This window comes from Nocardioides islandensis, assembly GCF_015352455.1.
Classification (GTDB): Bacteria; Actinomycetota; Actinomycetes; order Propionibacteriales; family Nocardioidaceae; genus Nocardioides; species Nocardioides islandensis.
Genome location: NZ_JADKPN010000006.1, coordinates 79,164 through 102,377, shown reverse-complemented (window position 1 = coordinate 102,377; position 23,214 = coordinate 79,164). Strand labels below are relative to the sequence as shown.

General features: G+C 73.0%; 19 protein-coding genes. 3 read left to right on the top strand and 16 right to left on the bottom strand.

What is annotated here, in order from left to right; genetic code table 11:
• Window positions 1–7: 7 nt before the first annotated feature.
• From murD to mraZ, 9 genes are all read right to left on the bottom strand, one after another.
• Window positions 8–1,480, bottom strand: coding sequence for a UDP-N-acetylmuramoyl-L-alanine--D-glutamate ligase (gene murD, locus ISU07_RS11835; RefSeq protein ID WP_194707007.1), 1,473 nt, complete (start codon window positions 1,478–1,480; stop codon window positions 8–10).
• 87 nt (window positions 1,481–1,567) lie between these two features.
• A complete protein-coding gene (gene mraY / locus ISU07_RS11830) occupies window positions 1,568–2,677 on the bottom strand; it encodes a phospho-N-acetylmuramoyl-pentapeptide-transferase (protein WP_194707006.1) in 1,110 nt (369 codons plus the stop codon).
• The gene (locus ISU07_RS11825) at window positions 2,674–4,050 is read right to left on the bottom strand and encodes a UDP-N-acetylmuramoyl-tripeptide--D-alanyl-D-alanine ligase (RefSeq protein WP_228521784.1); all 1,377 of its coding nucleotides are present in this window, start codon (window positions 4,048–4,050) and stop codon (window positions 2,674–2,676) included. Before ISU07_RS11825 ends, mraY begins: the two co-directional genes overlap by 4 nt.
• A 5-nt stretch (window positions 4,051–4,055) precedes the next feature.
• A complete protein-coding gene (locus tag ISU07_RS11820; protein WP_194707004.1) occupies window positions 4,056–5,597 on the bottom strand; it encodes a UDP-N-acetylmuramoyl-L-alanyl-D-glutamate--2,6-diaminopimelate ligase in 1,542 nt (513 codons plus the stop codon).
• Entirely contained in the window at window positions 5,590–7,407 is a 1,818-nt protein-coding gene (locus ISU07_RS11815) for a peptidoglycan D,D-transpeptidase FtsI family protein (RefSeq protein ID WP_194707003.1), read from the bottom strand. Before ISU07_RS11815 ends, ISU07_RS11820 begins: the two co-directional genes overlap by 8 nt.
• A gap of 14 nt (window positions 7,408–7,421) precedes the next feature.
• On the bottom strand, window positions 7,422–8,030 hold the full coding sequence (locus ISU07_RS11810; protein WP_194707002.1) for a hypothetical protein: 609 nt from the start codon (window positions 8,028–8,030) through the stop codon (window positions 7,422–7,424).
• A 3-nt stretch (window positions 8,031–8,033) separates the two neighbouring features.
• Entirely contained in the window at window positions 8,034–9,002 is a 969-nt protein-coding gene (rsmH, locus tag ISU07_RS11805) for a 16S rRNA (cytosine(1402)-N(4))-methyltransferase RsmH (RefSeq protein ID WP_194707001.1), read from the bottom strand.
• A gap of 9 nt (window positions 9,003–9,011) precedes the next feature.
• Window positions 9,012–9,161: a hypothetical protein gene (locus ISU07_RS11800; protein ID WP_194707000.1), complete on the bottom strand. Its 150-nt coding sequence runs from the start codon at window positions 9,159–9,161 to the stop codon at window positions 9,012–9,014.
• Between the two features lie 204 nt (window positions 9,162–9,365).
• Window positions 9,366–9,794 carry a division/cell wall cluster transcriptional repressor MraZ gene (mraZ, locus tag ISU07_RS11795; protein ID WP_194706999.1) on the bottom strand — a complete coding sequence of 143 codons (429 nt, stop codon included), beginning with the start codon at window positions 9,792–9,794 and terminating at the stop codon, window positions 9,366–9,368.
• Between the two features lie 343 nt (window positions 9,795–10,137).
• On the opposite strand from mraZ, the gene ISU07_RS11790 reads away from it, so the two are divergent.
• From ISU07_RS11790 to ISU07_RS11780, 3 genes are read left to right on the top strand one after another with little or no spacing between them, the layout of a single operon-like run.
• On the top strand, window positions 10,138–11,151 hold the full coding sequence (locus ISU07_RS11790) for an AAA family ATPase (RefSeq protein ID WP_194706998.1): 1,014 nt from the start codon (window positions 10,138–10,140) through the stop codon (window positions 11,149–11,151).
• Window positions 11,152–11,161: 10 nt separating this feature from the next.
• Window positions 11,162–12,439: a DUF58 domain-containing protein gene (locus ISU07_RS11785; protein WP_194706997.1), complete on the top strand. Its 1,278-nt coding sequence runs from the start codon at window positions 11,162–11,164 to the stop codon at window positions 12,437–12,439.
• On the top strand, window positions 12,436–14,841 hold the full coding sequence (locus ISU07_RS11780) for a transglutaminase family protein (RefSeq protein WP_194706996.1): 2,406 nt from the start codon (window positions 12,436–12,438) through the stop codon (window positions 14,839–14,841). The genes ISU07_RS11785 and ISU07_RS11780 overlap by 4 nt, the downstream gene beginning before the upstream one ends.
• Before the next feature lie 276 nt (window positions 14,842–15,117).
• On the opposite strand, the gene ISU07_RS11775 is transcribed toward ISU07_RS11780, so the two are convergent.
• The 7 genes from ISU07_RS11775 to ISU07_RS11745 form a co-directional block, all read right to left on the bottom strand.
• Entirely contained in the window at window positions 15,118–15,570 is a 453-nt protein-coding gene (locus ISU07_RS11775) for a DUF3040 domain-containing protein (RefSeq protein WP_194706995.1), read from the bottom strand.
• Window positions 15,571–15,739: 169 nt separating this feature from the next.
• On the bottom strand, window positions 15,740–16,924 hold the full coding sequence (gene dinB, locus ISU07_RS11770; protein WP_194706994.1) for a DNA polymerase IV: 1,185 nt from the start codon (window positions 16,922–16,924) through the stop codon (window positions 15,740–15,742).
• Window positions 16,925–16,944: 20 nt separating this feature from the next.
• Window positions 16,945–17,679, bottom strand: a complete 735-nt coding sequence (locus ISU07_RS11765) for a class I SAM-dependent methyltransferase (protein ID WP_194706993.1) — start codon at window positions 17,677–17,679, stop codon at window positions 16,945–16,947.
• Window positions 17,680–17,710: 31 nt separating this feature from the next.
• Window positions 17,711–21,598, bottom strand: a complete 3,888-nt coding sequence (locus tag ISU07_RS11760) for a DNA polymerase III subunit alpha (RefSeq protein WP_194706992.1) — start codon at window positions 21,596–21,598, stop codon at window positions 17,711–17,713.
• 7 nt (window positions 21,599–21,605) lie between these two features.
• On the bottom strand, window positions 21,606–22,043 hold the full coding sequence (locus tag ISU07_RS11755; RefSeq protein ID WP_228521749.1) for an SAV_6107 family HEPN domain-containing protein: 438 nt from the start codon (window positions 22,041–22,043) through the stop codon (window positions 21,606–21,608).
• Window positions 22,044–22,049: 6 nt separating this feature from the next.
• Window positions 22,050–22,448 (bottom strand): DUF6504 family protein, encoded by a 399-nt coding sequence (locus tag ISU07_RS11750; protein WP_228521748.1) that lies wholly within the window; start codon window positions 22,446–22,448, stop codon window positions 22,050–22,052.
• 210 nt (window positions 22,449–22,658) lie between these two features.
• Window positions 22,659–23,177: a hypothetical protein gene (locus ISU07_RS11745; protein WP_194706990.1), complete on the bottom strand. Its 519-nt coding sequence runs from the start codon at window positions 23,175–23,177 to the stop codon at window positions 22,659–22,661.
• Window positions 23,178–23,214 lie beyond the last annotated feature (37 nt).

Sequence of the window (23,214 nt, the reverse complement as noted above, 5' to 3'; positions counted from 1 at the left end):
CCTCCTGTCAGGTCCCGATGTGTCGTCGTACGGCGTCGGCGAACGCGTCGCCGCGCTCGCCGTAGTTGCGGAACTGGTCCTGGGAGGCGCAGCCGGGAGCCAGCAGGACCGTGTCGCCGGGGTGCGCGAGCCGGGCCGCTGCCTCCACGACCCGCTCCATCGGGCCGCTTCCTGGTGTGTCTAGTGGCTCATCCTCGCCGCCGCCCGTGTCGATGACCGGCACATCGGGAGCGTGTCGCGCAAGTGCGTCGGCGATGACCGCTCGGTCCCGGCCGAGCAGCACGACGCCGCGCAGCCGGTCGCGCACGCCGGCCACCAGGTCGTCGAACCGGGCACCCTTGGCCAGCCCGCCCGCGACCCACACGACGTGCTCGAACGCCTGGAGCGAGGACTGCGCGGCGTGCGGGTTGGTGGCCTTCGAGTCGTCGACCCAGGCCACGTCGCCGGACACCGCGACCGTCTGGATCCGGTGACCGTCGATGGTGAAGCCGCGCAGCCCGTCGCGGACGGCGGCCTGGGTGACGCCGTGCGCGCGGGCGAGGGCGGCGGCGGCCAGCGCGTTGGCCACGACGTGCGGTGCCGGCGAGGGCAGGTCCGCGACGGCGCACAGCTCGGCGGCGCTGGTCTGGCGCTCGGCGATGAACGCCCGGTCGACCAGGAGGTCCTCGACCACGCCGACCATCCCGACCGCCGGCGTGCCGAGGGTGAACCCGACGGCGCGCGCGCCCTCGACGACGTCGGCCTCGCGCACCAGCCGCTCGGTCTCCGCGTCCGCCACGTTGTAGACGCAGGCCTTCTGGACCCGCTCGTAGATGCGGCCCTTGTCGGCGGCGTAGTCGGCCATCGCGGTCGGGCCGGTGTACCAGTCGAGGTGGTCCTCGGCGAGGTTCAGCACGACGGCCGCCTCGGCACTGACCGACTGCGTGTAGTGGAGCTGGAAGCTGGACAGCTCGACCGCCAGCACGTCGTACGGCGTGGGGTCCATGACTGCCTCCGTCACCGGGCGGCCGACGTTCCCGACCGCCGCGCTGCGCAGGCCGGCGGCGGTGAGGATCGCGTGCAGCATCTGGACCGTCGTGGTCTTGCCGTTGGTGCCGGTCACGCACAGCCAGGGCGCCGCGGTCGCGGGATCGCGCAGCCGCCACGCCAGCTCGACCTCGCCCCAGACCGGGATCCCTCGCTGGTGCGCCTGGGCGAGCAGCGGTGCGTCGGGCTTGAAGCCCGGTGACGTGACGAGGAGGTCGACGTCCTCGGGCAGCGTGCTGGTGGCGCCGGCGTGGATGTCGACGCGGCCGCCGAGCACCTCGAGCAGCTCGGCCTTCTCCAGCTCCTCGGCGCTGGCGGTGTCGGTCAGCGCGTGCACCTGGGCGCCCACGTGGATGAGGTTGTCCGCCGCGGCGAACCCGGAGACCCCGAACCCGGCCACGACCGCCCGGACGCCGGACCAGTCGTCGTGCTGCCCGAGGGACTCAGGATTCATACCTGTCCAGCCCCGCAGGTCGGGGTCCCCGCGAAGTCGTGAGCCGGAGGAGCGAAGCGGGGGAGCGAGCGACCTCGTGGGGTGACTTCACGCACCGGCGACCCACTGGGCGTAGAAGACGCCGAGCCCCGCCGCGACGCACAGACCGGTGATGATCCAGAACCGGATGACGATGGTGACCTGCTCCCAGCCGAGCATCTCGAAGTGGTGCTGGAGCGGGGTCATCCGGAAGACCCGGTGCTGCGGACCGACCCGGAAGACGGTGCGCACCAGCGCGAAGCGGCGCGACGCCTTGAAGAAGCTGACCTGGATCATCACCGACAGGGTGATCACGACGAACAGGCCACCGATGATCAGCAGCAGCAGCTCGGTGCGGGTGAGGATCGCCAGCCCGGCCAGCGCTCCGCCCAGCCCCAGCGAGCCGGTGTCGCCCATGATGATCGCGGCCGGCGAGGCGTTCCACCACAGGAAGCCGAAGCAGGCCCCCATGATCGCGGCGGACACGACCGCGAGGTCGAGCGGGTCGCGCACCTCGTAGCAGGTCGCCCCCGCGGCGGTCGCGCAGCTCTGGTTGTTCTGCCAGATGTTGACGAGGGTGTAGGCGCCGAACACCATCACCGACGCCCCGCAGGACAGGCCGTCGAGGCCGTCGGCGAGGTTCACGGCGTTGCTGGTGCCGGTGATGATCACCCAGAAGAGCACGAGGGCCAGCACCGTCGGCAGGGCCAGCCACTGGATGTCGCGCAGGAACGAGAGGTGCGTGGAGGCCGGGGTGTTGCCGCGCTGGTCCGCCAGCTCGTGCCACAGCGCCAGCAGGCCGAACACCAGGGAGACGACGGTCTGGCCGACCACCTTGGCCCGGCCGCGCAGCCCGATGCTGTTCTGCTGGCTGACCTTGAGGTAGTCGTCCATGAAGCCGACCAGGCCCAGGCCCACGAAGAGGAAGAGGAGCAGCATCGCCGAGGCCGACGGCTCGCTCTGGGTGATCAGCTTGGCGGCGAAGTACCCGACGACCGTCGAGAAGATGATCACCAGCCCGCCCATGGTCGGTGTCCCGCGCTTGGTGTGGTGGCTCGTGGGGCCGTCGTCGCGGATCGGCTGACCGGCCCCGATACGGGTGAACGCCGTGATCGCGAACCGCGTGCCGAGGAGCGAGATCAGCAGGGCCAGGCCACCGGCGAACAGGACGGACCTCATCGGCTCCCTTCCTCCCCTTCCAGCAGGCCTTCGGCGACGGACTCCAGCGCTGCCCCCCGCGACGCCTTCACGAGGACGACGTCGCCAGCCGCGACATTCTGTCGCACCCAGGCCAGCGCCTCGTCACGCCCCTCCGCGGTGACCGAGGTTCCCGACCACTGTGGTACGGCGTCCGCGCCGGCCGCGATCCCCGCCGCGTCCGGGCCGACGGCGACCACCACGTCGACGCCGCGCTCGGCGGCGTACCGGCCGACTCCCGCGTGCTCGTCGTCGTGCGCCGCACCGAGCTCGAGCATCACGCCGAGCACCGCGACGGTCCGCGCCGACCGGCGCGCGCCGATGCTCACCAGCGCGTCGAGCGCGGCGCGCGCGGACGCGGGGTTGGCGTTGTAGGCGTCGTTGACGACGACCAGCCCGTCGGGGCGCTCGTGCAGCTCCATCCGCCAGCGTGAGGTGGGTACGGCGGTCGTGAGCGCGGCCGCGACGGCGGCGGGCCGCAGTCCCACCGCGAGCGCCATCGCGGCGGCCGCGACCGCGTTGGGGACCTGGTGCGCGCCCGGCTGGCGCAGCGAGACGGGGTGCCACTCCCCCGCGTGCCCCAGCTCGAACGACGGCCGGCCCAGGTCGTCGAGCACGAGCCCGCGCCAGGTGACCTCGCCGGCCTCGCCGAAGGTCAGCACCCGGGCGGCGGTGCGGTGGCGCATCGCCGCCACCAGGTCGTCGTCGGCGTTGAGCACCGCCGTACCCTCCGGGCCGAGCGCCTCGACGATCTCGCCCTTGGCCTGCGCGATGGCCTCGCGCGACCCGAACTCGCCGAGGTGCGCGGTGCCGACGTTGAGCACCGCCGCCACGTCGGGCGGGGCGATCCGGCACAGCTCGGCGACGTGGCCGATGCCCCGCGCGCCCATCTCCACGACGAGGAAGTCGGTGTCGGGCGCGGCTCGCAGCACGGTCAGGGGGACGCCCAGCTCGTTGTTGAGGTTGCCGGCCGTCGCCACGGTCGGCCCGGCGCCGGCCAGCACCTGGCCGAGGTAGTCCTTGGTGCCGGTCTTCCCCTGCGAGCCGGTCAGCGCGAGCACGGTCGGTCGCAGGGCGTCCACGACGTGCCGCGCCAGCCGGGCCAGTGCGTCCTGGACGTCGGCGACCACCACGGTGGGGGCACCGGTCGCCCGGGTGCCGAGCACGGCGGCGGCGCCGCCCGCGACGGCCCGCGCCGCGAAGTCGTGGCCGTCGACGCGTTCGCCGGTGATGGCCACGAAGAGGCCGCCCTGCTGGGGATCGCGGTCGTCGCGGAACGCCGGGCCGGTCACCGTCACCCCGGGGTCGCCGGACACCTCACCGCCGACGACCACGGCGATCTCGCCGAGCGTCATCTCGATCACCGGCCGAGCTCCTCGCTGAGGATGATGCGGGCCACGTCGCGGTCGTCGAAGGGGTGCACGACGCCGGCGACCTCCTGTCCGGTCTCGTGGCCCTTGCCCGCGACGAGGACGACGTCGCCGGTACGTGCGCGGCCGAGCGCCTCGCGGATCGCCTCGCGACGGTCGCCGACCTCGAGCACCTCGGCCGTGCCGTCGCGGGTCCCGGCCAGGACCTCGGCGCGGATGGTGGCCGGGTCCTCGCCGCGCGGGTTGTCGTCGGTCACCACGAGGACGTCGGCGGCACCGGCCGCGATCGCGCCCATCAGCGGGCGCTTGCCCGGGTCGCGCTCACCCCCGGCACCGAGGACCACGATGACGCGACCCTCGGTCAACGGGCGCAGCGCCGCGATCGCGGCCGCCACGGCGTCGGGCTTGTGCGCGTAGTCCACGACGACCGTGAAGTCCTGGCCGGCGTCGACGAGCTCGAGGCGGCCGGGTACACCGCCGCCTTCGGCCATCGCCGCCGCCACGGGAGCCACGTCGTACCCGAGCAGGCCGCAGCCCGCCAGCGCGGCCAGGGCGTTGGCGACGTTGTAGTCGCCCGGCAGCGGGCAGCCGGCCTCGACCCGCAGCCCGTCCGGACCCTCGACCACGAACCGGGACCCGTCCGGGGCGGTCTCGAGGTCGACCGCGCGCCACTCGGCGTCGCCGCCGGTGGTGGAGAAGGAGGAGAGGGGTACGCCGCGGTCCTCGGCCAGCAGCCGGCGCCCGTGCGCGTCGTCGGCGTTCACCAGCCCCTGCCGGCACCGCTCGGGGGTGAAGAGGGAGGCCTTCGCCTGGAAGTAGTCCTCCTCGTCGGCGTGGAAGTCGAGGTGGTCGCGGCCGAGGTTGGTGAACACCGCGACGTCGAACAGCACGCCGTCGACGCGGCCCTGCACCAGGGCGTGGCTGGACACCTCCATCGCGCAGGCCTCCACCGACTGCTCGCGCATCACCGCGAAGAGCGCGTGGAGGTCGGGCGCCTCCGGCGTCGTCAGGGCGGTCTTCACCTCGCGGCCGTCGATCCGGGTGCCGACGGTGCCGACCACCGCCGAGCGCGTGCCCGCGCGCTGCAGTGCGCTCTCGGCCAGCCGCGTGGTGGTCGTCTTGCCCTGGGTGCCGGTCACGCCCAGCATGCGCAGCGAACGAGCGGGCTCGTCGTACACGTAGGCCGCCAGGCGCCCGAGCAGGGCCCGTGGCTCGGCGACCCCCAGCACCGGCATGCCCGGCGGTGCGTGCGGCACGCCGGCAGCGTCCGTCAGCACCGCGACCGCACCCGCCGCCTGCGCCTGCGCGGCGTACTCGATGCCGTGGGCGCGGCTGCCCGGCAGGGCGGCGTACACGTCCCCGGCGACGACGCGCTGCGACGAGAGCGTCAGACCCGTGACGACCACGTCGAGCTCGCCCTGCACGAGGATCGAGGGATCGACCGTGGCCAGCCAGTCGCCGAGCTCGGCCAGGCGGTGGCGCGGTGGGTGGAGGGGACGGCCAACGGGTGCGTCGGTCAGCGGGTCACCCATTGGGGGAGGCTACTTGCCCGGGCCTCCACGTCGTCGGGACGTGCGAAGGGGCGGTGCCCGTGGGCGGGACGCCGTACCTGCGCAGCGCGTAGCTCATGATCTTGGCGAACGCCGGCCCGCCGACCGAGCCGCCACCGCCGCCGTTGCGGGGGTTCTGCACGACGACGTACACGGTGAACCGCGGCTTGTCGGCGGGCGCGAAGCCGGCGAAGGAGACGGTGAACGTGCCGTTGTAGCACCCGCACCTCGGGCCGACGCGCTGGGCGGTGCCGGTCTTGCCGGCGACGCGGTAGCCCGGGATCTGCGCGGCAGGCGCGACGCCCACGTCCGGGTCGACGACGCGCTCCATCATCAGCGCCATCTGGTGAGCCGCCCGCTTGCTGACCACCCGCTGCTCGGTCGTGGTGTCCGTGCCGACGACGGTGCCGTCGTTCGTCGTGGCCGAGCCCTGGACGAGGCTGGGCGAGACGCGGACACCGCCGTTGGCGATGGTGTTGACGGCCGCGGCCATCTGCAGCGCGTTGACCGACAGCGACTGGCCGAAGGCGATGCGGTCCTGCGTCATCGACGTCCAGATGCTCGGGTCGGGCAGGATGCCCTGGGTCTCGCCGGCGACGCCGACGTTCGTCCGCTGCCCGAGGCCGAACTCGGTGAGGTACTCGCGCAGCTGGCCGGTCTCGAAGTTGCGCGAGGCCAGCACGGTGCCGATGTTGGACGACTGGGCGATGACGCCGGCCAGCGTCATGTGCAGGGTGCCGTGGCCGAACCAGTCGTGGATGACGCGGTCGCCGCTGGGCAGGCTGGGCGGCACCGTGACGCGGGTGCGCATCGTCGCCTTGCCGGCGTCGATCAGCGCGCTGAGGGTGAGCACCTTCTCGACCGAGCCGGGCTCGTAGACGTCGGTCATCGCCCGGGAGACGCGGTCGCGCTTGGGCGCGGCCTGCGGGTTGCGCGCGTCGAAGGTCGGGTCGTCGCCGAGGGCGAGCACCTCGCCGGTGCGGGTGTCCATGACGACGGCGAACGCCGAGTCGGCGCGGGCGTCCTCGCGGGTCTGGCGGAGCACGCGCTGCACGTACCACTGGAGGTCGAGGTCGATGGTGGTGTGCAGGTCCTGGCCGTTGACGGCCGGCTCGAGGGTGGCGCGACCGAGCGGGATCCGGTTGCCGTTGCCGACGGCGTACCGCTCCAGCCCGTCCTTGCCGGCCAGCTGCTTGTCGAAGGTCGCCTCGAACCCGGCCAGCGGCTCGTCGATGCCCAGGAAGCCGACGAGGTTCGCCGCGACGTCCCCGGCCGGGTAGTCGCGCACGGGGTCGTGGCGGGTGTCGAGGCCGTCGTACCCGGCCGCCTTCGCGGCGGCCACCACGTCCTCGGCCTTGCTGGCCGGCACGCGGCGGGCGATGTAGGCGAACTGGCGGTCCTTCTGGCGCAGCGCCTTGAGCGTCGTGAAGTAGTCGATGTCGAGCCGCGAGGAGAGGAACTTGGCGAGCTCCGGCGCCTGGGCGCGCGTCATCTCCGGGTTCGCCACGACCATCTCACCGTCCACCGAGTCGGCGATGGGCCGGCCGTTGCGGTCGAGGATGTCGCCCCGCTCGGCCGGGAGGTCGATGGTGGTCGTCCCCTCGGCGGCCGCCATCGCGGCGTACGCCTCCGGGTCGACGCCCTGGAGCTGCACCAGCCGGGCACCGAAGAGCGACAGCACCATCGCGATGACGACGAAGCCGAAGCGGAGCCGCAGCTGCGGGGACCCTCGGAGAGAGCCCCTCCTGCGTGTCTGGGGCCGGGAGGCCGGACCCGACAACGACGTGGGCATCAGTAACGCTCTCCTCAGTCGTTGCCGTGGGTGTGCCGCTCGTGGTGATCGTTCTTACCGTGCTGCTGCTGCTGCCTCGCGTCTCCCGCGCCGGTCGGCGGCTCGATCGCCTGGCCGACGACGGTGACGACGTTCGGCGGCGGGTCGAGGACGGCGGGCTTCTTGGGGGCCTGCGGCAGCAGCCGGAGCGGGTTCTCGCGGGTGGCCGGGGTGGGCGTGCCGAGGACCTTGCCGTCGGAGAGGCGGAGGAAGGCCGGCGTGGCCGGGATGACCATGCCCATGCCCTGGGCCTCGCGGGCCACGCGCTGCGGGTCGCGCAGCTGGTCGAGCTCCATCTGCAGGGTCTGCTTGCGGGCCTCGAGCGTGGAGGCCTGCCGCTCCATCGAGGTCGTGGTGAACGACGCCTGCTGCATGGAGGTGTTGAACATGAGCAGCCCGATCACGCCGGCCAGCAGCACGAAGGACACCAGCATCACGAACGGCACCGGGCTGGTCCTGGTCCGTGCGCGCGGCACGACGGTCAGGCGGGCCCGCTGGAGGGCGTCGGTCACGCGGCCGGGGATCGACCCCGGGGCGGTGGCGCGGAGACGTCCGGACCTGATCTGGAAGGCGGGGCTGCTCATTTCCTATGCGACTCCTGCGCTCGGGGAAGGGGTGAGTCGTTCGAGGGCGCGCAGCCGGACGCTGGCGGCACGCGGGTTGTGGTCGACCTCGGCGGCATCGGCCTTCTCGGCGCCGCGGGTGACCAGCCGGAAGGCGGGCTCGTGGCCGGCCGGGACGAACGGCAGGTCCTCGGGCACGTCGCTGCGGACCGCGTCGGCGAAGGCCCGCTTCACCAGCCGGTCCTCCAGCGAGTGGTAGGACTCCACGACGACGCGGCCGCCGACGGCGATGGCGTCGATGGCCGCGGGCAGTGCCCGTCGCAGCACGACGAGCTCCTCGTTGACCTCCATGCGCAGGGCCTGGAAGGTCCGCTTGGCCGGGTGGCCGCCGGTACGGCGTGCGGGCGCCGGGATCACGTCGTACAGCAGCTCGACGAGCCGGGCACTGGTGGTGAAGGGCTGCGTCTCGCGGGCCCGCACGACGGCGTTGGCGATCTGCCGGGCGAACCGCTCCTCGCCGTACTCCCGGAGGATGCGGGCCAGGTCCGGGGCCGAGTACGTGTTGAGCACATCGGCGGCGGTCGGTCCCCCACTCGCGTCCATGCGCATGTCCAGGGGCGCGTCCTCGCGGTAGGCGAAGCCGCGGTCGACCATGTCGAGCTGGAGCGAGGAGACGCCGAGGTCGAAGAGGACCGCGTCGACGGCGTCCAGGCCGAGGTCGTCGAGGACGTCGGGGATCTCGTCGTACACGGCGTGGACGCCCTGGAAGCGCGCGCCGTACGACGCGAGGCGCCCGCCTGCGAGGGCCAGCGCCTGGGGATCGCGGTCGATGCCGACCACGCGGGCCAGCTCGCAGCGCTGGAGCACCGCCTCGGTGTGGCCGCCGAGGCCGAGGGTCGCGTCGACGAGGACGGCACCGTCGTGGTCCAGGGCAGGGGCCAGGAGGGCCACGACCCGGTCGAGGAGCACCGGGAGGTGGGAGAAGTCGCTCATCTCGCCGGCTCAGCGTCCCCAGTGGGCCAGCAGGACGAGGGCTCCGGCGATGGCCACCGACGTGGCCGCCGAGAAGGCCATCAGCGCCGCGGCCTCACGGGCCTGCTGCCGCACCCGGATGGGCCGCGGGTGCGCCTCGGTGACCGGCGTGATGCTCATTCGAGTCTCGACCCTCGTGTTGGTGGAGCGGTGTGGAGCGGGGAGTGGTGCACGGGTGGTGCCGATCGTCCGGTCAGGCCCCCGCCCGCTGGGCGCTGTGGGGAAGTCACCATCTGGGGCCGGGGAAGGTGTCCCAGAGGGTGGCCAGCGGGCTGAGACCTGGCCGGACGATCGCTGTTGAGATGTCGGGGAAGGTGGTGCGGCTCAGAGACCGGGGAAGACCTCTTCGCTGATGTCGGCGAAGGTCTCCTGGTTCTGGGTGTTGAAGGCCTCCCACCGTTCGGGGTCCCAGATCTCGATCCGGTTGATGACCCCGATGACGGTGACGTCCTTGGTGAGAGCGGCGTACTCGCGCTGCATCGGCGTGATGGTGATGCGGCCCTGCTTGTCGGGGGTGTCCTGGTTGGCGTTGGCACCGAGGAACCGGCCGTAGTCGCGGGCTCCCTTGTGGGTCACCGGGGCGGCCTGGACCCGAGCGGCCACCTCGGCGAAGTCGGCGAGCTTGTAGACGGTGAGGCAGCGCTCCTGCCCCGTCGTCACCACGAGCCCCGCCATCAGTTCCTCCCTGAACTTCGCCGGGAGGAACAGCCGGCCCTTCTCGTCGATCTTGGGGGTGTAGGTGCCCAGGAACATCCCGAACCCTCCACTTCCCCGCCGCCGTCCTCCACTTTGCGCCACTGTACTCCACTTTGCTCCACCGTCAACCACATTCACCCCACACCGCTCCCCTTTCCACGCCGTGGCCGCGCGCCGTCGCGACGGCCTTCGTGGAGGGCCGATGGCAGGTCCGGAGCGAGGTGAGGTCGGTTAGGCTCGTCAGGTCGCTGGCTGCGGTCGAACGGAATCCGCAACCAAACCGTGATCCCGGGAGTCAGAGGCACCAGAGGGATCGGCGCGTAGGTTTCTCCCCAACGCCCCACCCGATGGACCGGTGGGGCGAACGTGTCCTCACGCAAGACTGGGAAAGGGACAGCACGTGGAAGCCTCGGAGACCGACGCACCCGCCGGAACACGACGCGCGGCCACCTCGTCCGCCGGCGCCGACCTGGAGACGCTGACCCGGGTCGTGGAGCGGGTGCGCTCCAACATCAAGAAGGTGATCGAAGGCAAGCCCGACGTCATCACGTCGGTGCTCATCGGCCTGCTGGCCGAGGGCCACATCCTCATGGAGGACGTGCCCGGTGTCGGCAAGACGATGCTGAGCAAGTCCCTGGCGCGGAGCATCGAGTGCACCGTGCGCCGCATCCAGTTCACGCCCGACCTGCTGCCGTCGGACGTCACGGGCGTCTCGATCTTCAACCAGAACACCCGCGAGTTCGAGTTCCGGCCCGGCGGCGTCTTCGCCAACATCGTGATCGGCGACGAGATCAACCGCGCGTCGCCCAAGACCCAGTCCGCGCTGCTGGAGTGCATGGAGGAGCACCAGGTCACCGTCGACAACGCGACGTACCACCTGGAGTCGCCCTTCATGGTCATCGCGACCCAGAACCCCATCGAGATGGAGGGCACCTACGCCCTTCCCGAGGCGCAGCGGGACCGCTTCATGCTGCGGCTCTCGATCGGCTACCCGGTCGAGGCCTCCGAGATCGCGATGCTCGACAGCCACACCCAGACCAACCCGCTCGACGACCTCGAGCCGGTCACCGACGCCGCCGAGATCCGCAAGCTGATCGGCATCGTCAACCAGATCTACGTCTCCGACGCCGTGCACCGGTACGCCGTCGCGCTCACGTCGGCGACCCGGCGCTCCGAGGAGCTCACCCTGGGCGCCTCCCCGCGCGCGACCCTGCACCTCGTGCGCGCCGCCAAGGCCAGCGCCGCGATGACCGGCCGTGACTACGTGCTGCCCGACGACCTGCGCACGCTGGCCCGCCAGGTGCTCGCTCACCGGCTGCTCCCGAGTGTCGAGTCGTCGATGAGCGGCCGCAACACCGGCGCGATCCTCGACGGCATCGTCGCGCAGGTGCCGGTCCCGGAGGGGACGAGATAAATGGGGACCCGTGCGTGAGGCCCTCTCCGGCCTGACCGTCCGCGGACGGGCGTTCGTCGCTGCGGGGATCACGGCGATCGTGTGCGCGGTGCTGCTCGGCCAGGACGCCCTGACGCGCGTCGGCGTGCTGGTGCTCGCGCTGCCGCTGGTGACGGCGTACGTCCTGGGCCGCAGCCGCTACCGGCTCGCGCTGGTGCGCACGCTGTCGCCGCAGATCGTGGCCGCCGGCCAGCCGGCCAGGCTCAATCTCACGCTGACCAACGAGGGCAAGACCCCCAGCGGCGCGCTGCTGCTCGAGGACCAGGTCCCCTACGTGCTCGGCACGCGGCCGCGGTTCGTGCTGGACGGCATCGGCCAGGGCTGGCGCCGCCACGCGTCGTACCAGGTGCGCTCCGACGTCCGCGGGAAGTTCGAGATCGGCCCGATGTCGGTGCGGGTCTCGGATCCGTTCGGGCTGGTCGAGCTCGGGCGCGCGTTCCACACCACGGTGTCGCTGACCGTGACGCCGCGCACCGTGCCGCTCCCCCAGATCCCGCTCGGCGGCGCGTGGACCGGCTCCGGCGACAACCGGCCTCGGGCGTTCGCCACCGGTTCCGCCGAGGACGTGACCGTGCGCGAGTACCGCCGCGGCGACGAGCTGCGGCGGGTGCACTGGCGCAGCTCGGCCAAGATGGGTGAGCTGATGGTGCGCCGCGAGGAGCAGCCCTGGCAGTCGCGCGCGACGCTCTTCCTCGACAACCGGCTGCGGGCCCACCGCGGCCAGGGCATCGCCTCCTCGCTCGAGGCCGCGGTCTCGGCGGCCGCGTCGATCGCGGTGCACCTGAGCCAGCGCGGCTTCATGGTGCGGTTCGTGACCGCCGCGGGCGAGGACCCCAACAACGCCTGGCACTACCGCGACGCCGACCTCAACACGGCGCCGTTGCTCGAGGCGCTGGCGGTCGTGCAACCGATCCAGCAGCCGCGCATCGACACCGGCTGGCTGGCCGAGGCCTCGCAGGGCGGCCTGATCGTGGCGGTCGTGGGCGGGCTCGAGGACCACGACCTGCCCGTGCTGCGCCGCATGCACCACCACGCTGCCGCGAGCCTGGCGATGGCGCTCGACGTGGACGCGTGGACGGGCACCGTGCGCCACACCAGCGGCGGGGCGACCTCGACGCTGGCCCAGCAGGGCTGGCGGGCCGTGCGGCTCAGCCCGCGCGACCGGCTGGAGACGGTCTGGCAGGAGCTCGGGCGCACCGCCCGGTCCATCCCGCGCGACGAGCTGCGGGGAGAGGTGGTGTCGCGATGAGCGCGTCGTACTCCTACCGCCGGCCGTTGGGTCGCGTCCGCGGCGGGCTGCGCGACGCACTCGTGCTGTCCGGCGTCGCCGCCGCGACCACGTGGTTCGCGCTGCTGTCGTGGAAGGGCTTCGCCCTCAACTGGGGCGGCTTCATGGGACCGCTCGTCTTGGTCGCGATCGTGGTCGCCACCAGCGGTGCGCTGCTGCGCTGGCTGCGCGTGCCCGGCCCGCTCGTCGTGCTGGCCCAGGTCGTCGTCGTGGGCGTGGTGCTCTCGCTCCAGCTCGTCGGTGCGCCGCTGCCGCTCGGGGACTACTGGACGCAGCTGCACCAGCTCTTCGCCGACGCCTCGGCGTCAGCCCAGTCCTACCGGGCTCCGGTGCCCCGCGGCGTCCCTCCGATCGACCCGCTGCTGATCTCCGGTGGCGCGGCCTGCCTGCTGCTCGTCGACCTGGCCGTGGGCACGATGCGCCGGGTGCCGCTGGCCGGCCTGCCGTTGCTGACGATCTACAGCGTGCCGGTCAGCCTGCTGGGCGGCGGCGTCTCGCTCATCGTCTTCACCATCACGACTATCGGCTTCCTGCTGCTGCTCTACCTCCAGGAGAGCCGCCAGATCGCGCGCTGGGGTCGGCCGCTCGGCCACGACGCGAACAGCGACCCGAGCGGGTTCGGTGTGAGCAACGGCGCGCTGCGGTCCTCGGCCGGCGCCATCGGCGGTGTGGCGACGGCGCTGGCCATCGTCGTCCCGCTGTTCGTGCCGTCGTTCGGGCTGCACGTGTTCGGCAACGGGTTCGGCCAGGGTGACGGCGACCAGATCAAGATCGTGAACCCGATGACCGACCTCAAGCGGGACATCGACCGCGGGCGGGACGTCCCCATGATCACCGTGACGACGACCGACCCCGACCCGTCGTACCTCCGGGTCGCCGTGCTCAACCGGTTCTCCGACAACGAGTGGACCTCGGGCGACCGCAAGGCACCCACCGACCAGCGTGCGTTCGGCGACATGCCGGACATCGAGGGCCTGTCCTCGCAGGTGCCGCGGAAGACCTACGACTACGACGTCCGCGTCGAACCGAACTTCGACTCGACGTGGCTGCCCACGCAGTTCCCGATCTCCAGGATCGACGCGGCCGGCGACTGGCGCTACGACCTCAGCACCATGGACTTCATGGCGTTCGACGACAACACGAACGCCCAGGGCGAGCACTACACGATGACGGCGGTCCAGCCGCAGCTCGACCCGCAGTCGCTCAACAACTCGCTGACGTCGACCCAGCTGGCCGGCACGCAGTTCACCGAGCTGCCCGACGGGCTGCCGGACATCGTCTCCTCGCTGACCCTCCAGGTGACGTCGGACCTGCCGACCAAGTACCAGAAGGCGGTGGCGCTGCAGAACTGGTTCCGCGACAACTTCACCTACTCCCTCGCGAACGGCCCGTCGGGCAACGGCAGCGATGCGCTGGCGGAGTTCCTCGACGCCGGTGGGCGCGTGGGGTACTGCGAGCAGTTCGCCTCCGCGATGGCCGTGATGGCACGCACGATCAACATCCCGGCGCGCGTGGCCGTCGGCTTCCTCAGGCCGAAGCAGGTCGACAAGGACACGTGGGTCTACAGCGCGTGGGACATGCACGCGTGGCCGGAGCTGTTCTTCCCGGGCTCGGGCTGGGTGCGCTTCGAGCCGACCCCGGCGACGCGGTTCGGCGACACGACGGCGCCGAGCTACACCGACGTCCAGTTCCCCAGCCCGACCGACAACCTGCCGAGCTCCGCGGCGACGAGCCGCGAGGTCGACCGCCCGACGGCTCCCAGCGACGCCAAGGAGCAGAACCCGCAGGACCAGGGCTCCAGCGGCGCGGTCGGCCTGGGCATCCCCTGGCGCTTCGTGCTCCTGGGGCTGGCCGCGCTGGCGCTGCTGGTCGCTCTCGCCCTCCTGCCCCGGCTGGTACGTCGCCGCCGCCGCGAGGCCCGCTTGGCCGGGGGGCCCGAGCCGGTCTGGATCGAGCTGCGCGACACCGTCATCGACCTCGGGCTCACCTGGCCGGTGGGCCGGTCACCGCGGGAGACGGGTTCCTACCTCGTCCACTACTTCGGTCGTCCACCCAGCGAGGACACGGCCACCCGGCCACGGCATGGCGCGGACGTGTCCCCCGAGGCCGAGACCGCCCTGGCCCGCATCGTCACCACGATCGAGCACCAGCGGTACGCGCCTCCGGGCCGCGACCAGGACGCCATCCTGCGCGCCGACGCCGAGACGGTCATCGAGGCGCTCGTGGGCGGGGTACCGGTCCGCGCCCGCCGCCGCGCCGAGTGGCTGCCCCGCTCCCTCGTCGCCTCCCGCCGTCGCCCCACGACCGCCGCCACCCCCACCGAGGAGACCCGGTACGGCGGCGTCGTCGACCACGTCGGCTGACCCACTCGACCGGCGAGTTGCGCCCCCGGCACCGGCGAGTTGCGCCCCCGGCACCGGCGAGTAGCGCCCCCGGCACCGGCGAGTTGCGCCCCCGGCACCGGCGAGTTGCGCCCCCGGCACCGGCGAGTTGCGCCCCGGGTACAGGTCAGTTGCGCGTCCGGTACGCGGCGAGGTGCCGGACGCGCAACTCGGACGTATCGGAGGCGCAACTCGACTCGGGGCGGACATGACGAGAGCCCGGGGTGGTGGTCCCGGGCTCAGGTGAGGCGTAGGGGTCTAGAAGCCGTTGTCCTCGCGGCGGCGGCGCCAGCGCTCCTCCATGCGGTCCATGAAGGAGCCGTGCTTCTGGGAGCTGCCGCGCTGGCGGCGGGTGCGGCCGGTGCGGCCACCCTCGATGACGGTGAAGCCGCCTCGGCTCGTCGAGCCGGTGGGGCGGGCGGCTTCGCCGCCTGTCACTCCGCGCTGGCCCCGCAACACGGTGAGTCCGATGGTGGCTGAGACGAGCATGACCACGAAGCCCAGGATGCCGACGACCGGGACCTCGGCGATCGCGCCGGTCATCAGCATGACGACGCCACCGACGAAGACGACGCCGGCGAGGATCGCCTTGCGTCGTGCGGACTGCCGCAGGGTGGTGCCGCGCAGGGTCGAGGCGAACTTGGGGTCCTCCTCGACGAGGGCACGCTCCATCTGCTCGAGCAGTCGCAGCTCTTCCTCGGAGAGCGGCACGGTTGCCTCCTGGTGGCGCCGGTGGTCCGCCGGTGGTCATGGCCTGTTCCCGCCAGTCTAGGCAGGGGTCGGGGCGTTCGGTAGCGGGCTGACGAAATTGTGTCCTCGTCTCACACCTCGGGGTGGACGAGCGCGGGGAAAGGGCTGGGGGCCACGGGTCCGGTGGGGCTCAGGTGAGCAGGCTGGCGGGCCGGACGACGTCGTCCCCGAACCGGAACCTCGCCAGGTCGACCGCCCGGTCGGCGTCGCGCCAGCCGTGCTCCCGCTCCCCGAGCACCAGCTGCCGGTGGACGGTGTCGCGCGGCACCAGCCCCTCCACCCGAACCCCCACCAGCCGGATCCTGGCCCGCTGGAGGCCGAGGGCGTCGTACAGGCGGACGGCGGTGCGGTGCACCTCGTGGGTGACGTCGGTCGCCTCGGGGATCGTCCGGGAGCGGGTGATGGTGGTGAAGTCGGCGAACCGGACCGTGATCGTCACCGTGCGCCCGGCCACGCCGGCGGTGCGCATCCGGCGGGTGACCCGGCCGGTCAGCTTGAGCAGCTCGCGGGTGATCACGTCGCGGTCGTCGGTGTCGCGGCCGAAGGTCTCGTTGGCGCCCATGGACTTCTCGGGGTCGTCGACGGTGCTGCGCGGGGTGAGCTCGCGACGGTCGGTGCCCCACGCGAGCTCGTGGAGGTGGCGGCCGAGCCCGTCGCCGACCGCGCGTTGGAGGGTGGTGAGCGGGGTGTGCGCGACGTCGCCGACGGTGCGCAGCCCGAAGCGCTGGAGCAGGTCGCGGGTCTTCTCCCCCACGCCCCACAGCTCGCCGACCTCCATCGGGTGCAGGAAGGAGGTGATGGCCTCGGGAGGTACGACGACCACGCCGTCGGGCTTGGCGCGCTTGCCGGCCAGCTTGGCCACCGAGACGGTCGCGGCCACTCCCACCGAGCAGGTGATGCCCTGCTCGTCGTAGATCAGTGCCCGCAGCCGCTCGGCGATCTCCAGCGGGGTGCCGAGCCGCTTGGTCGAGCCGCGGACGTCGAGGAAGGCCTCGTCGAGCGAGACCGCCTCGACCAGCGGGGTGACCCGCCGGAAGGTCTCCATCACCGCCTTGGACACCGTGACGAACTCGTCGTAGTCGGGCGAGACCACCACCGCCTGCGGGCACAGCCGGCGGGCGCGGGTGCCGGGCATGCCGGAGCGGACGCCGTACTCCCGCGCCAGGTAGTTGGCCGACAGCACCACGCCCCGTCCCCCACCGCCGACGATGACGGGCACGTGCCACAGCTCCGGCTTCTCGCGAACCGCCACGGACGCGTAGAAGGCGTCCATGTCGATGTGCAGGATCGGGCACGCCCGCGACGGGTCACCCATGCCGGTCCCCGTGGCGGGGGCTAGCGGGTGGCGAGCAGGTGGACCTGGGTGGCGAGGGGGAGGTACTCCGAGCGGCCGGCCACGGCGCGCTCGAGGTCGACCAGGGCGGCGGTGGCGCCGGGCTCGAGGTCGAGCAGGGAGCCGGGAACCAGGTCGGCGAAGACCCGGACGGCCTGGGTCGCCTCGACGGCGAAGCCGGCGTCGGCGAGCAGCGCGATGACCTCGTCGGCGGTGTAGCGGCGGCCGCGACCGCCGGCCCCGACCCGGTAGTCCGGGTCGTCGAGGAGCGCCAGCGCCTGCTGGAAGTGACCGGCCATCGCGCGGGCGACGACGGCGGCGTGCCGCTGGGCGACGAGCAGGCTGAGCAGCCCGCCCTCGCGGAGCACCCCGGCGATGGTGCCGAGCGCGGCGCCGGGGTCGGGCACCACCTCGAGCACGCCGTGGCACAGCACCACGTCGGCCGAACCCGGGCCGACGTGGGCGCCGAGGTCGGTGAGGTCGCCCTGGACGCCGGTGACCAGGTCGGCGACGCCGGCCTCGTCGGCGCGCCGGCCGAGCGCCGCGAGGGCGTCCGGACTCGGGTCCACGACGGTGACCGGGTGGCCCTGCTGGGCGAGCCGGACCGCGAACCCGCCGGTGCCGCCGCCGATGTCGACCACGCTGGCGCCGGGCTCGATGCGTGCGGTGACGGCGTCCCAGACCACGCCGGTCCGGACGCTGCTGCGCCGGACGCTGGGCCGCTCGCTGGTCGACATGGCGCCCAGCCTAGGGGGCGCGGGTGGGCCGTCATCCCGGGCTTCCGGGGCTGGTGTGCCACAGCTTGCGGGCGACGTCCTTGACCGACTCGCCGGCCGGCTTCACGTCGGCGTAGGGGGACATCTGGAAGCCGCTGGAGTGCACCAGCACCCGGCTGCGCACGGGCTTCGGGCCGTCCCCGGTCGCGTCCTGCTGCACGCCGACCTCGGCGTAGCCCTCGGGCACGCGCGCGAGGTGCTCGTGCACGGCGTCCATCCCCCGGCCCCGCCAGAGGGCGTGCAGCTCGGGCAGCTCCCAGGCGCCGGTGGCGCGCAGGGAGACGCCGCGGCGGCCGGTACGACGGAGCTCACCGCGGACGACCAGCAGCCAGGAGCCGAACACGGTGGCGGCGTATGGACCCTGGGCGTCCTCGAAGAACGTGGCGTCCACGGGGCCGGTGCCGTCGTCGAGGGTCAGGAACACGACCCGGCGGCCGGAGCGGATCGGCGGGGTCTGGGTGGCGACCTTGACCCCGGCGACCAGCAGCTCGGCCTTGCTGCGGCGGTGCAGGAGGTCCTTGCTGCGGGTGGTGCCGAGCGCGTCGAGGAAGTCGGCGTAGGCGTCCATGACGTGCCGGCTGACGTCGAGGCCGAGGATCTCCAGCTCGGCACGCATCCGGTCCTCCGGCGTCATCTCGGGCAGGCCGGTGACGGTCTCCTGCGGCTCGTCGCCGAGGGAGAGGGCGAGCTGCACGGAGTCGACCGGCCGGGGCGGCTGGGTGTCCTGCGCCTGGGCGGACGCGCGCGCCCAGACCCCCTGCTCGGCGAGCGGGTGCCGCTCGGGCAGTGCGCCGGCCTCCTGGTCGCGGGCGTGCGGGTCGGTGCTGTTGCGGCGGGCGGCGGCCGCGGCGCGGTGCGCCGCGGGCGTGAGCTGGTTGGCGGAGGCGAGCCCGCGGCCGCGCAGGCTGCGTCCCTGGGCACGGTCCAGCGCCCGGGCGTGGCGGTCGAGCTGGGCGACCTGGAGCAGCAGGTCGCGGCGGGTGATCCGGCCACGCCGGCGGACGTCGACCATCCCGGTGGAGGCGCCGATGCCGTAGAGCCCGTCGAACCCGCCCGCCAGCACCAGCCGCTCCACGATCGGGCGGGACACCTGGGCGCGGTGCCAGAAGTCGGTGAGCGAGTCGTACGGGCTGCCGAACTTCCTGGCGGCCACGATGCGGTCGACCTCGCCCTCGTTGATGCCCTTCACCTCGGCCAGCGCCAGCCGGATCCCCCAGGCGGTGCCGTCGGGGACGCCGGAGGTGGGGATCGGCGGCGGGACGGTGACGACGGAGGACTCGGGGTCGAGCCACTCCACGACGTACTCCTTCTCCGAGGCGTTGACGTCGAGGCCGAGCACGCTGATCCCGCACTGGCGGGCGTCGTCGAGGATCAGCCGCTTGGGGTACATGCCCGGGTCGTGGGTGAGCACCCCGGCCAGGAAGTGCGCCGGCCAGTGGGCCTTCAGCCACGCGGACTGGTAGGTCGGCAGCGCGAACGCCGCGGCGTGCGCCTTGCAGAAGCCGAACGACGCGAACGCCTCGAGGATCTTCCAGATGCCCTCGACGACCCGCTCGTCGTAACCCCGGGCGCGCGCCACGGGGTAGAACCACGCCTTGGTCTCGGCCATCCCCTCGACGTCACCGAGCGCACGGCGGCGCTCGTCGGCCTCGGCGTAGTCGACCCCGGCGAACCTCGCGATGATCTCGATGACGTGCTCGTGGAAGACCACCACGCCGTGGGTGTCCTCGAGGATCGGGCGCAGGTCGTCGTGGAGGTACGTCGGGGCCTTCCAGCCCTGCTTGGACTCGAGGTAGGGCGTGATCATGTCGCTCTTCACCGGGCCGGGCCGGAACAGCGAGATGTCGGCGATGATGTCGTCGAAGCTGTCGAGGCCGGACTTGCCGACCAGCTCGCGCTGGCCCGGCGACTCGATCTGGAACACCCCGAGGGTCTTGGCCGCCGAGATCATCCGGAAGGTGTCGTCGTCCTCGAACGGCACCTGCGCCCGGTCGTCGAGGTCGATGTCGTGGCCGGTGGTGTCGCGGATCAGCTCGACGGCGTGGGCCATCGAGGACTGCATGCGGATGCCGAGCACGTCGAGCTTGAGCAGCCCGAGCTCCTCGACGTCGTCCTTGTCGAACTGGCTCATCGGGAACCCCGCGAAGCTCGCCTCCACCGGCGTGCGGTCGAGCAGCGTGGTGTCGGACAGCAGCACCCCGCACGGGTGCACCGCGATGTGGCGGGGCAGCCCGTCGAGCCGCTCGACCAGCCCGAACATCAGGTCCAGCCGGTCGGCGTCGATGCCGCTGGCCCGCAGCTCGGGCAGCTCGCGCAGCGCGACCCGGGCGTCGCGGGCGCGGATGTGCGGGAACGCCTTGGCGATCGTGTCGATCTCCAGCGGCGGCATGCCGAGCGCGGCGCCGACGTCGCGGACGGCGTGCCGGACGCGGTAGGTGTCCATCATCGAGACGCAGACGCACCGCTCGCCGCCGAACCGGTCGAGGATCGCCTCGTAGATCTCGGTGCGCCGCGCGGACTCCACGTCGACGTCGATGTCGGGCAGCGAGGCGCGCAGCGGCGAGAGGAACCGCTCCATCAGCAGGTGGTGCCGGATCGGGTCGATGCCGGAGACGCCGAGCAGGTAGTTGACCAGGCTGCCCGCGCCGGACCCGCGCGCCGCGCACCGCACCCCGCGCTCGCGGATCAGGTCGGTGACGTCGGCGACGGTGAGGAAGTACGACGCGTAGCCGAGGCCGCGGATCAGCTCGAGCTCGTCGTCGAGCCGCTTCCAGATGCGCTGCCGCGGGGCGGAGCCGTAGCGGTCGCCGACCGCCCCTTCGCACCGCGCGCGCAGCACCGCGTCGGCCTGCTCCGCGGCCACGTCCAGCTCGGGGAAGTGCACCTCGCCCAGCCCGAGGTCGGCGCGCGGGTCGAGGGCGCAGGACTCGGCGACGGCGCGGGTGCGGGCGAGGAGCCGGTGGGGGTCCTCTCCCCCGAGCCGGCCGACCTCCTCGGCGATCTCGAGCATCTGCTTGCCGGACTTGAGGAACCCCTCGGCGTTCGCCCTGAAATCGGAGGGGCCGAGGTGGCGAAGTTGGGCAGAGCCGAGGGCGACCAGCCGACGGGAGGCGTCGAGGACGTCGATGGTCGGGGCGTCACGGCGGTCGGCGTACCTCACCGCGTTGGTGAGCACAGTGCCGACGCCGGCGCGCCGGGCCAGGCCGGCCATCCGGGCGGCGTGCGCGGACGAGCCGGGACCCCACTCCCCCGTCGCTCCCGGCCCGGGCCGGCCGAGACGGTGCGAGACCAGCTCGACCTGGAGGTGGCCGGGCGGCACCACCGCGCGCCAGGCGGCCAGCGCGGCCTCGGCCAGGTCGTCGCGGCGCCGGGCGACGGCGACGCCGAGCTCGGAGCCGGGACCGAGCAGCACGGTGAGGTTGCCCTCGGCCAGCCAGGGCGCCAGCAGGTCGAGGGTGGCGACCGGCTGCCCGCGCTCGCCGGCGAGGTGCACCGCGGAGACCGCCCGGCACACCGCCGCCCAGCCGACCCGGCCGCCGCCGGGGCCACCGGCGGAGGCGAGCAGGGTGACCCGCGGCAGTCCGGCGCCGACCGGGTCGCGGAGCTCGCCGCCGCGGGTGGGTGTGCGGGAGCGTGACGCCGACCGCGGGGCTGCCGTCAGCACCGGCCGGTAGGCGAGGTCGACCCCGAGGACCGGCCGCACGCCGTAGGCCTGGCAGGCCTGCGCGAACTTCACCGCGCCGTAGGTGCCGTTGCGGTCGGTCAGCGCCAGGATGTCCATCTCCTGCTCGGCGGCCCGCTCCACCAGCACGTGCGGGTGGGAGGCACCGTGCTGGAGGGAGTAGCCGGACGCGACGCGCAGGTGGACGAAGGGGTCCACGGCCGCCCTATCCGACGCGGGCGATGAGCTGGGCCTGGTGGGGCACGTGCGGCGCCAGCCCGAGGGACTGCTCGACCACGCCGAGGAACCGGTCGGCGTCGCGGAGCAGGTCGTCGGCCTCCCGCTCGCTGACCGCGCGGGTGGAGCCCGCCTCGGCCGCGGCCCGCTTGGCCGCACCGGCGGCGAAGAACGTCGCCCACTCGGCCAGCTCGGGGGCGACCTCGGCGAGCAGCACCCAGGCGTTCTTCTGGCGGCGGCCGCGGGTCGGCGCGGGATGGGCGCGCGCGGCCAGCAGCGCGGCGGCCGCCCGGAGCGCGGCCACGTGGGCGCAGGCGTAGCGGGTCGGCACGTCGGTGGCCGTCATCGCCTCGCTGAGCGACTCGGCCGCGCGGGCGAGGTAGGAGTGGGTGGTCGCCGGCAGGGAGTAGGGGTTCATCGTGGTCATCACCCCTCAGTCCACGCAGCCGACGAGCTGCCAGGAGCCGTCGGACCAGTCGAAGGACAGGTCGAAGACGCCGGGGTCGGGGCTCATCCCGGCCGCGGCCTCGACCCGCCAGAGCTCGCGCTCGGCCAACAGGTCACCTGTTCGGTCACCGGGTCTCGACACGGGCTCGCCCAGGGGCTCGCCCGGCTCGACCACCGAATAGTCGTCGGTGCCGATCACCGCCCGCGCCCCGGCGGACTGCCACCAGGCGCCGGTCTCCACCCAGTGCGCGAGCACCGCGCGGACCTTCCACAGCTTGCCCCGCCACAGGAACTGCGCCGGTCCTTCAAGCGCTCCCTCCACGTCGTCGACTGCGTTGCCCACTGGGCCCTTGCGGACCTCCACGGGGTCGTCGTACCGCCGCATCACGTACCCACCTCTCGCCGGCTCCTCGACCCCTGGCCGACCCGGCGGGGAGCGGGGTCGAGGTCGCCCCCGCCGGATCGGATCGAACAGGTGTTCGACTAGGAGAACAGTACCTCGCGACGCCGACACCCCGTCAAGGAGAAGAGCACACCGGTGGACAGAGGTCTCGTGACGGGCCTCCGGCCCTCCTCGACCAGCGGGTGCGCGAGGTCAGGCGGCGGTGTCCGAGGGCGCGGCCTCGTCGTGGTGGACCAGCCAGGCACCCCGGACGAAGTCGTTGGTGTCGCGGTGGAAGAGCAGCACCAGGAAGACCACGTCGACCAGCAGGGCGAGCACGCAGAGCACCACGAACACCGCCGGCGGGTCCTCGCGGAAGGCGATGAGACCGGAACCGAGGCCGATCAGCACCGCGACACCGGCCAGCGCCAGCCGCGCCCACTGGTAGCCCTCGCGGAAGAACACCCGCAGCACGCCGAGCAGGCACAGCAGGACGACGAACATGACGACCACGACGGGCACGAACGCCGGGAGCGAGATCGAGCTCGCACGCAGCCCGTCGATCCCGCCCTCCTCGAGGATCTCGCGGGCAGCGGGGCTCCGCTCGGCCCAGGCGCGGATGAGGGAGTCCTCCAACAGGACGGTCATCACGGTGCCGAGCGCCATCAACGCCACGAGCGCGCCGAGGGCCCGCTGGGCGTTGACCATCGAGCTCGGCCACTGCCGACCCATGCACCCTCCTCCAGTCGTCCGCGCGCCCCTGACTAGG

Coding starts and splice junctions, on each gene's coding strand:
- murD (WP_194707007.1), bottom strand. CDS start 1,480: ATGAATCCTGAGTCCCTCGGGCAGCACGACGACTGGTCCGGCGTCCGG.
- mraY (WP_194707006.1), bottom strand. CDS start 2,677: ATGAGGTCCGTCCTGTTCGCCGGTGGCCTGGCCCTGCTGATCTCGCTC.
- ISU07_RS11825 (WP_228521784.1), bottom strand. CDS start 4,050: ATGACGCTCGGCGAGATCGCCGTGGTCGTCGGCGGTGAGGTGTCCGGC.
- ISU07_RS11820 (WP_194707004.1), bottom strand. CDS start 5,597: ATGGGTGACCCGCTGACCGACGCACCCGTTGGCCGTCCCCTCCACCCA.
- ISU07_RS11815 (WP_194707003.1), bottom strand. CDS start 7,407: ATGCCCACGTCGTTGTCGGGTCCGGCCTCCCGGCCCCAGACACGCAGG.
- ISU07_RS11810 (WP_194707002.1), bottom strand. CDS start 8,030: ATGAGCAGCCCCGCCTTCCAGATCAGGTCCGGACGTCTCCGCGCCACC.
- rsmH (WP_194707001.1), bottom strand. CDS start 9,002: ATGAGCGACTTCTCCCACCTCCCGGTGCTCCTCGACCGGGTCGTGGCC.
- ISU07_RS11800 (WP_194707000.1), bottom strand. CDS start 9,161: ATGAGCATCACGCCGGTCACCGAGGCGCACCCGCGGCCCATCCGGGTG.
- mraZ (WP_194706999.1), bottom strand. CDS start 9,794: ATGTTCCTGGGCACCTACACCCCCAAGATCGACGAGAAGGGCCGGCTG.
- ISU07_RS11780 (WP_194706996.1), top strand. CDS start 12,436: ATGAGCGCGTCGTACTCCTACCGCCGGCCGTTGGGTCGCGTCCGCGGC.
- dinB (WP_194706994.1), bottom strand. CDS start 16,924: ATGGGTGACCCGTCGCGGGCGTGCCCGATCCTGCACATCGACATGGAC.
- ISU07_RS11765 (WP_194706993.1), bottom strand. CDS start 17,679: ATGTCGACCAGCGAGCGGCCCAGCGTCCGGCGCAGCAGCGTCCGGACC.
- ISU07_RS11755 (WP_228521749.1), bottom strand. CDS start 22,043: ATGACCACGATGAACCCCTACTCCCTGCCGGCGACCACCCACTCCTAC.
- ISU07_RS11750 (WP_228521748.1), bottom strand. CDS start 22,448: ATGCGGCGGTACGACGACCCCGTGGAGGTCCGCAAGGGCCCAGTGGGC.
- ISU07_RS11745 (WP_194706990.1), bottom strand. CDS start 23,177: ATGGGTCGGCAGTGGCCGAGCTCGATGGTCAACGCCCAGCGGGCCCTC.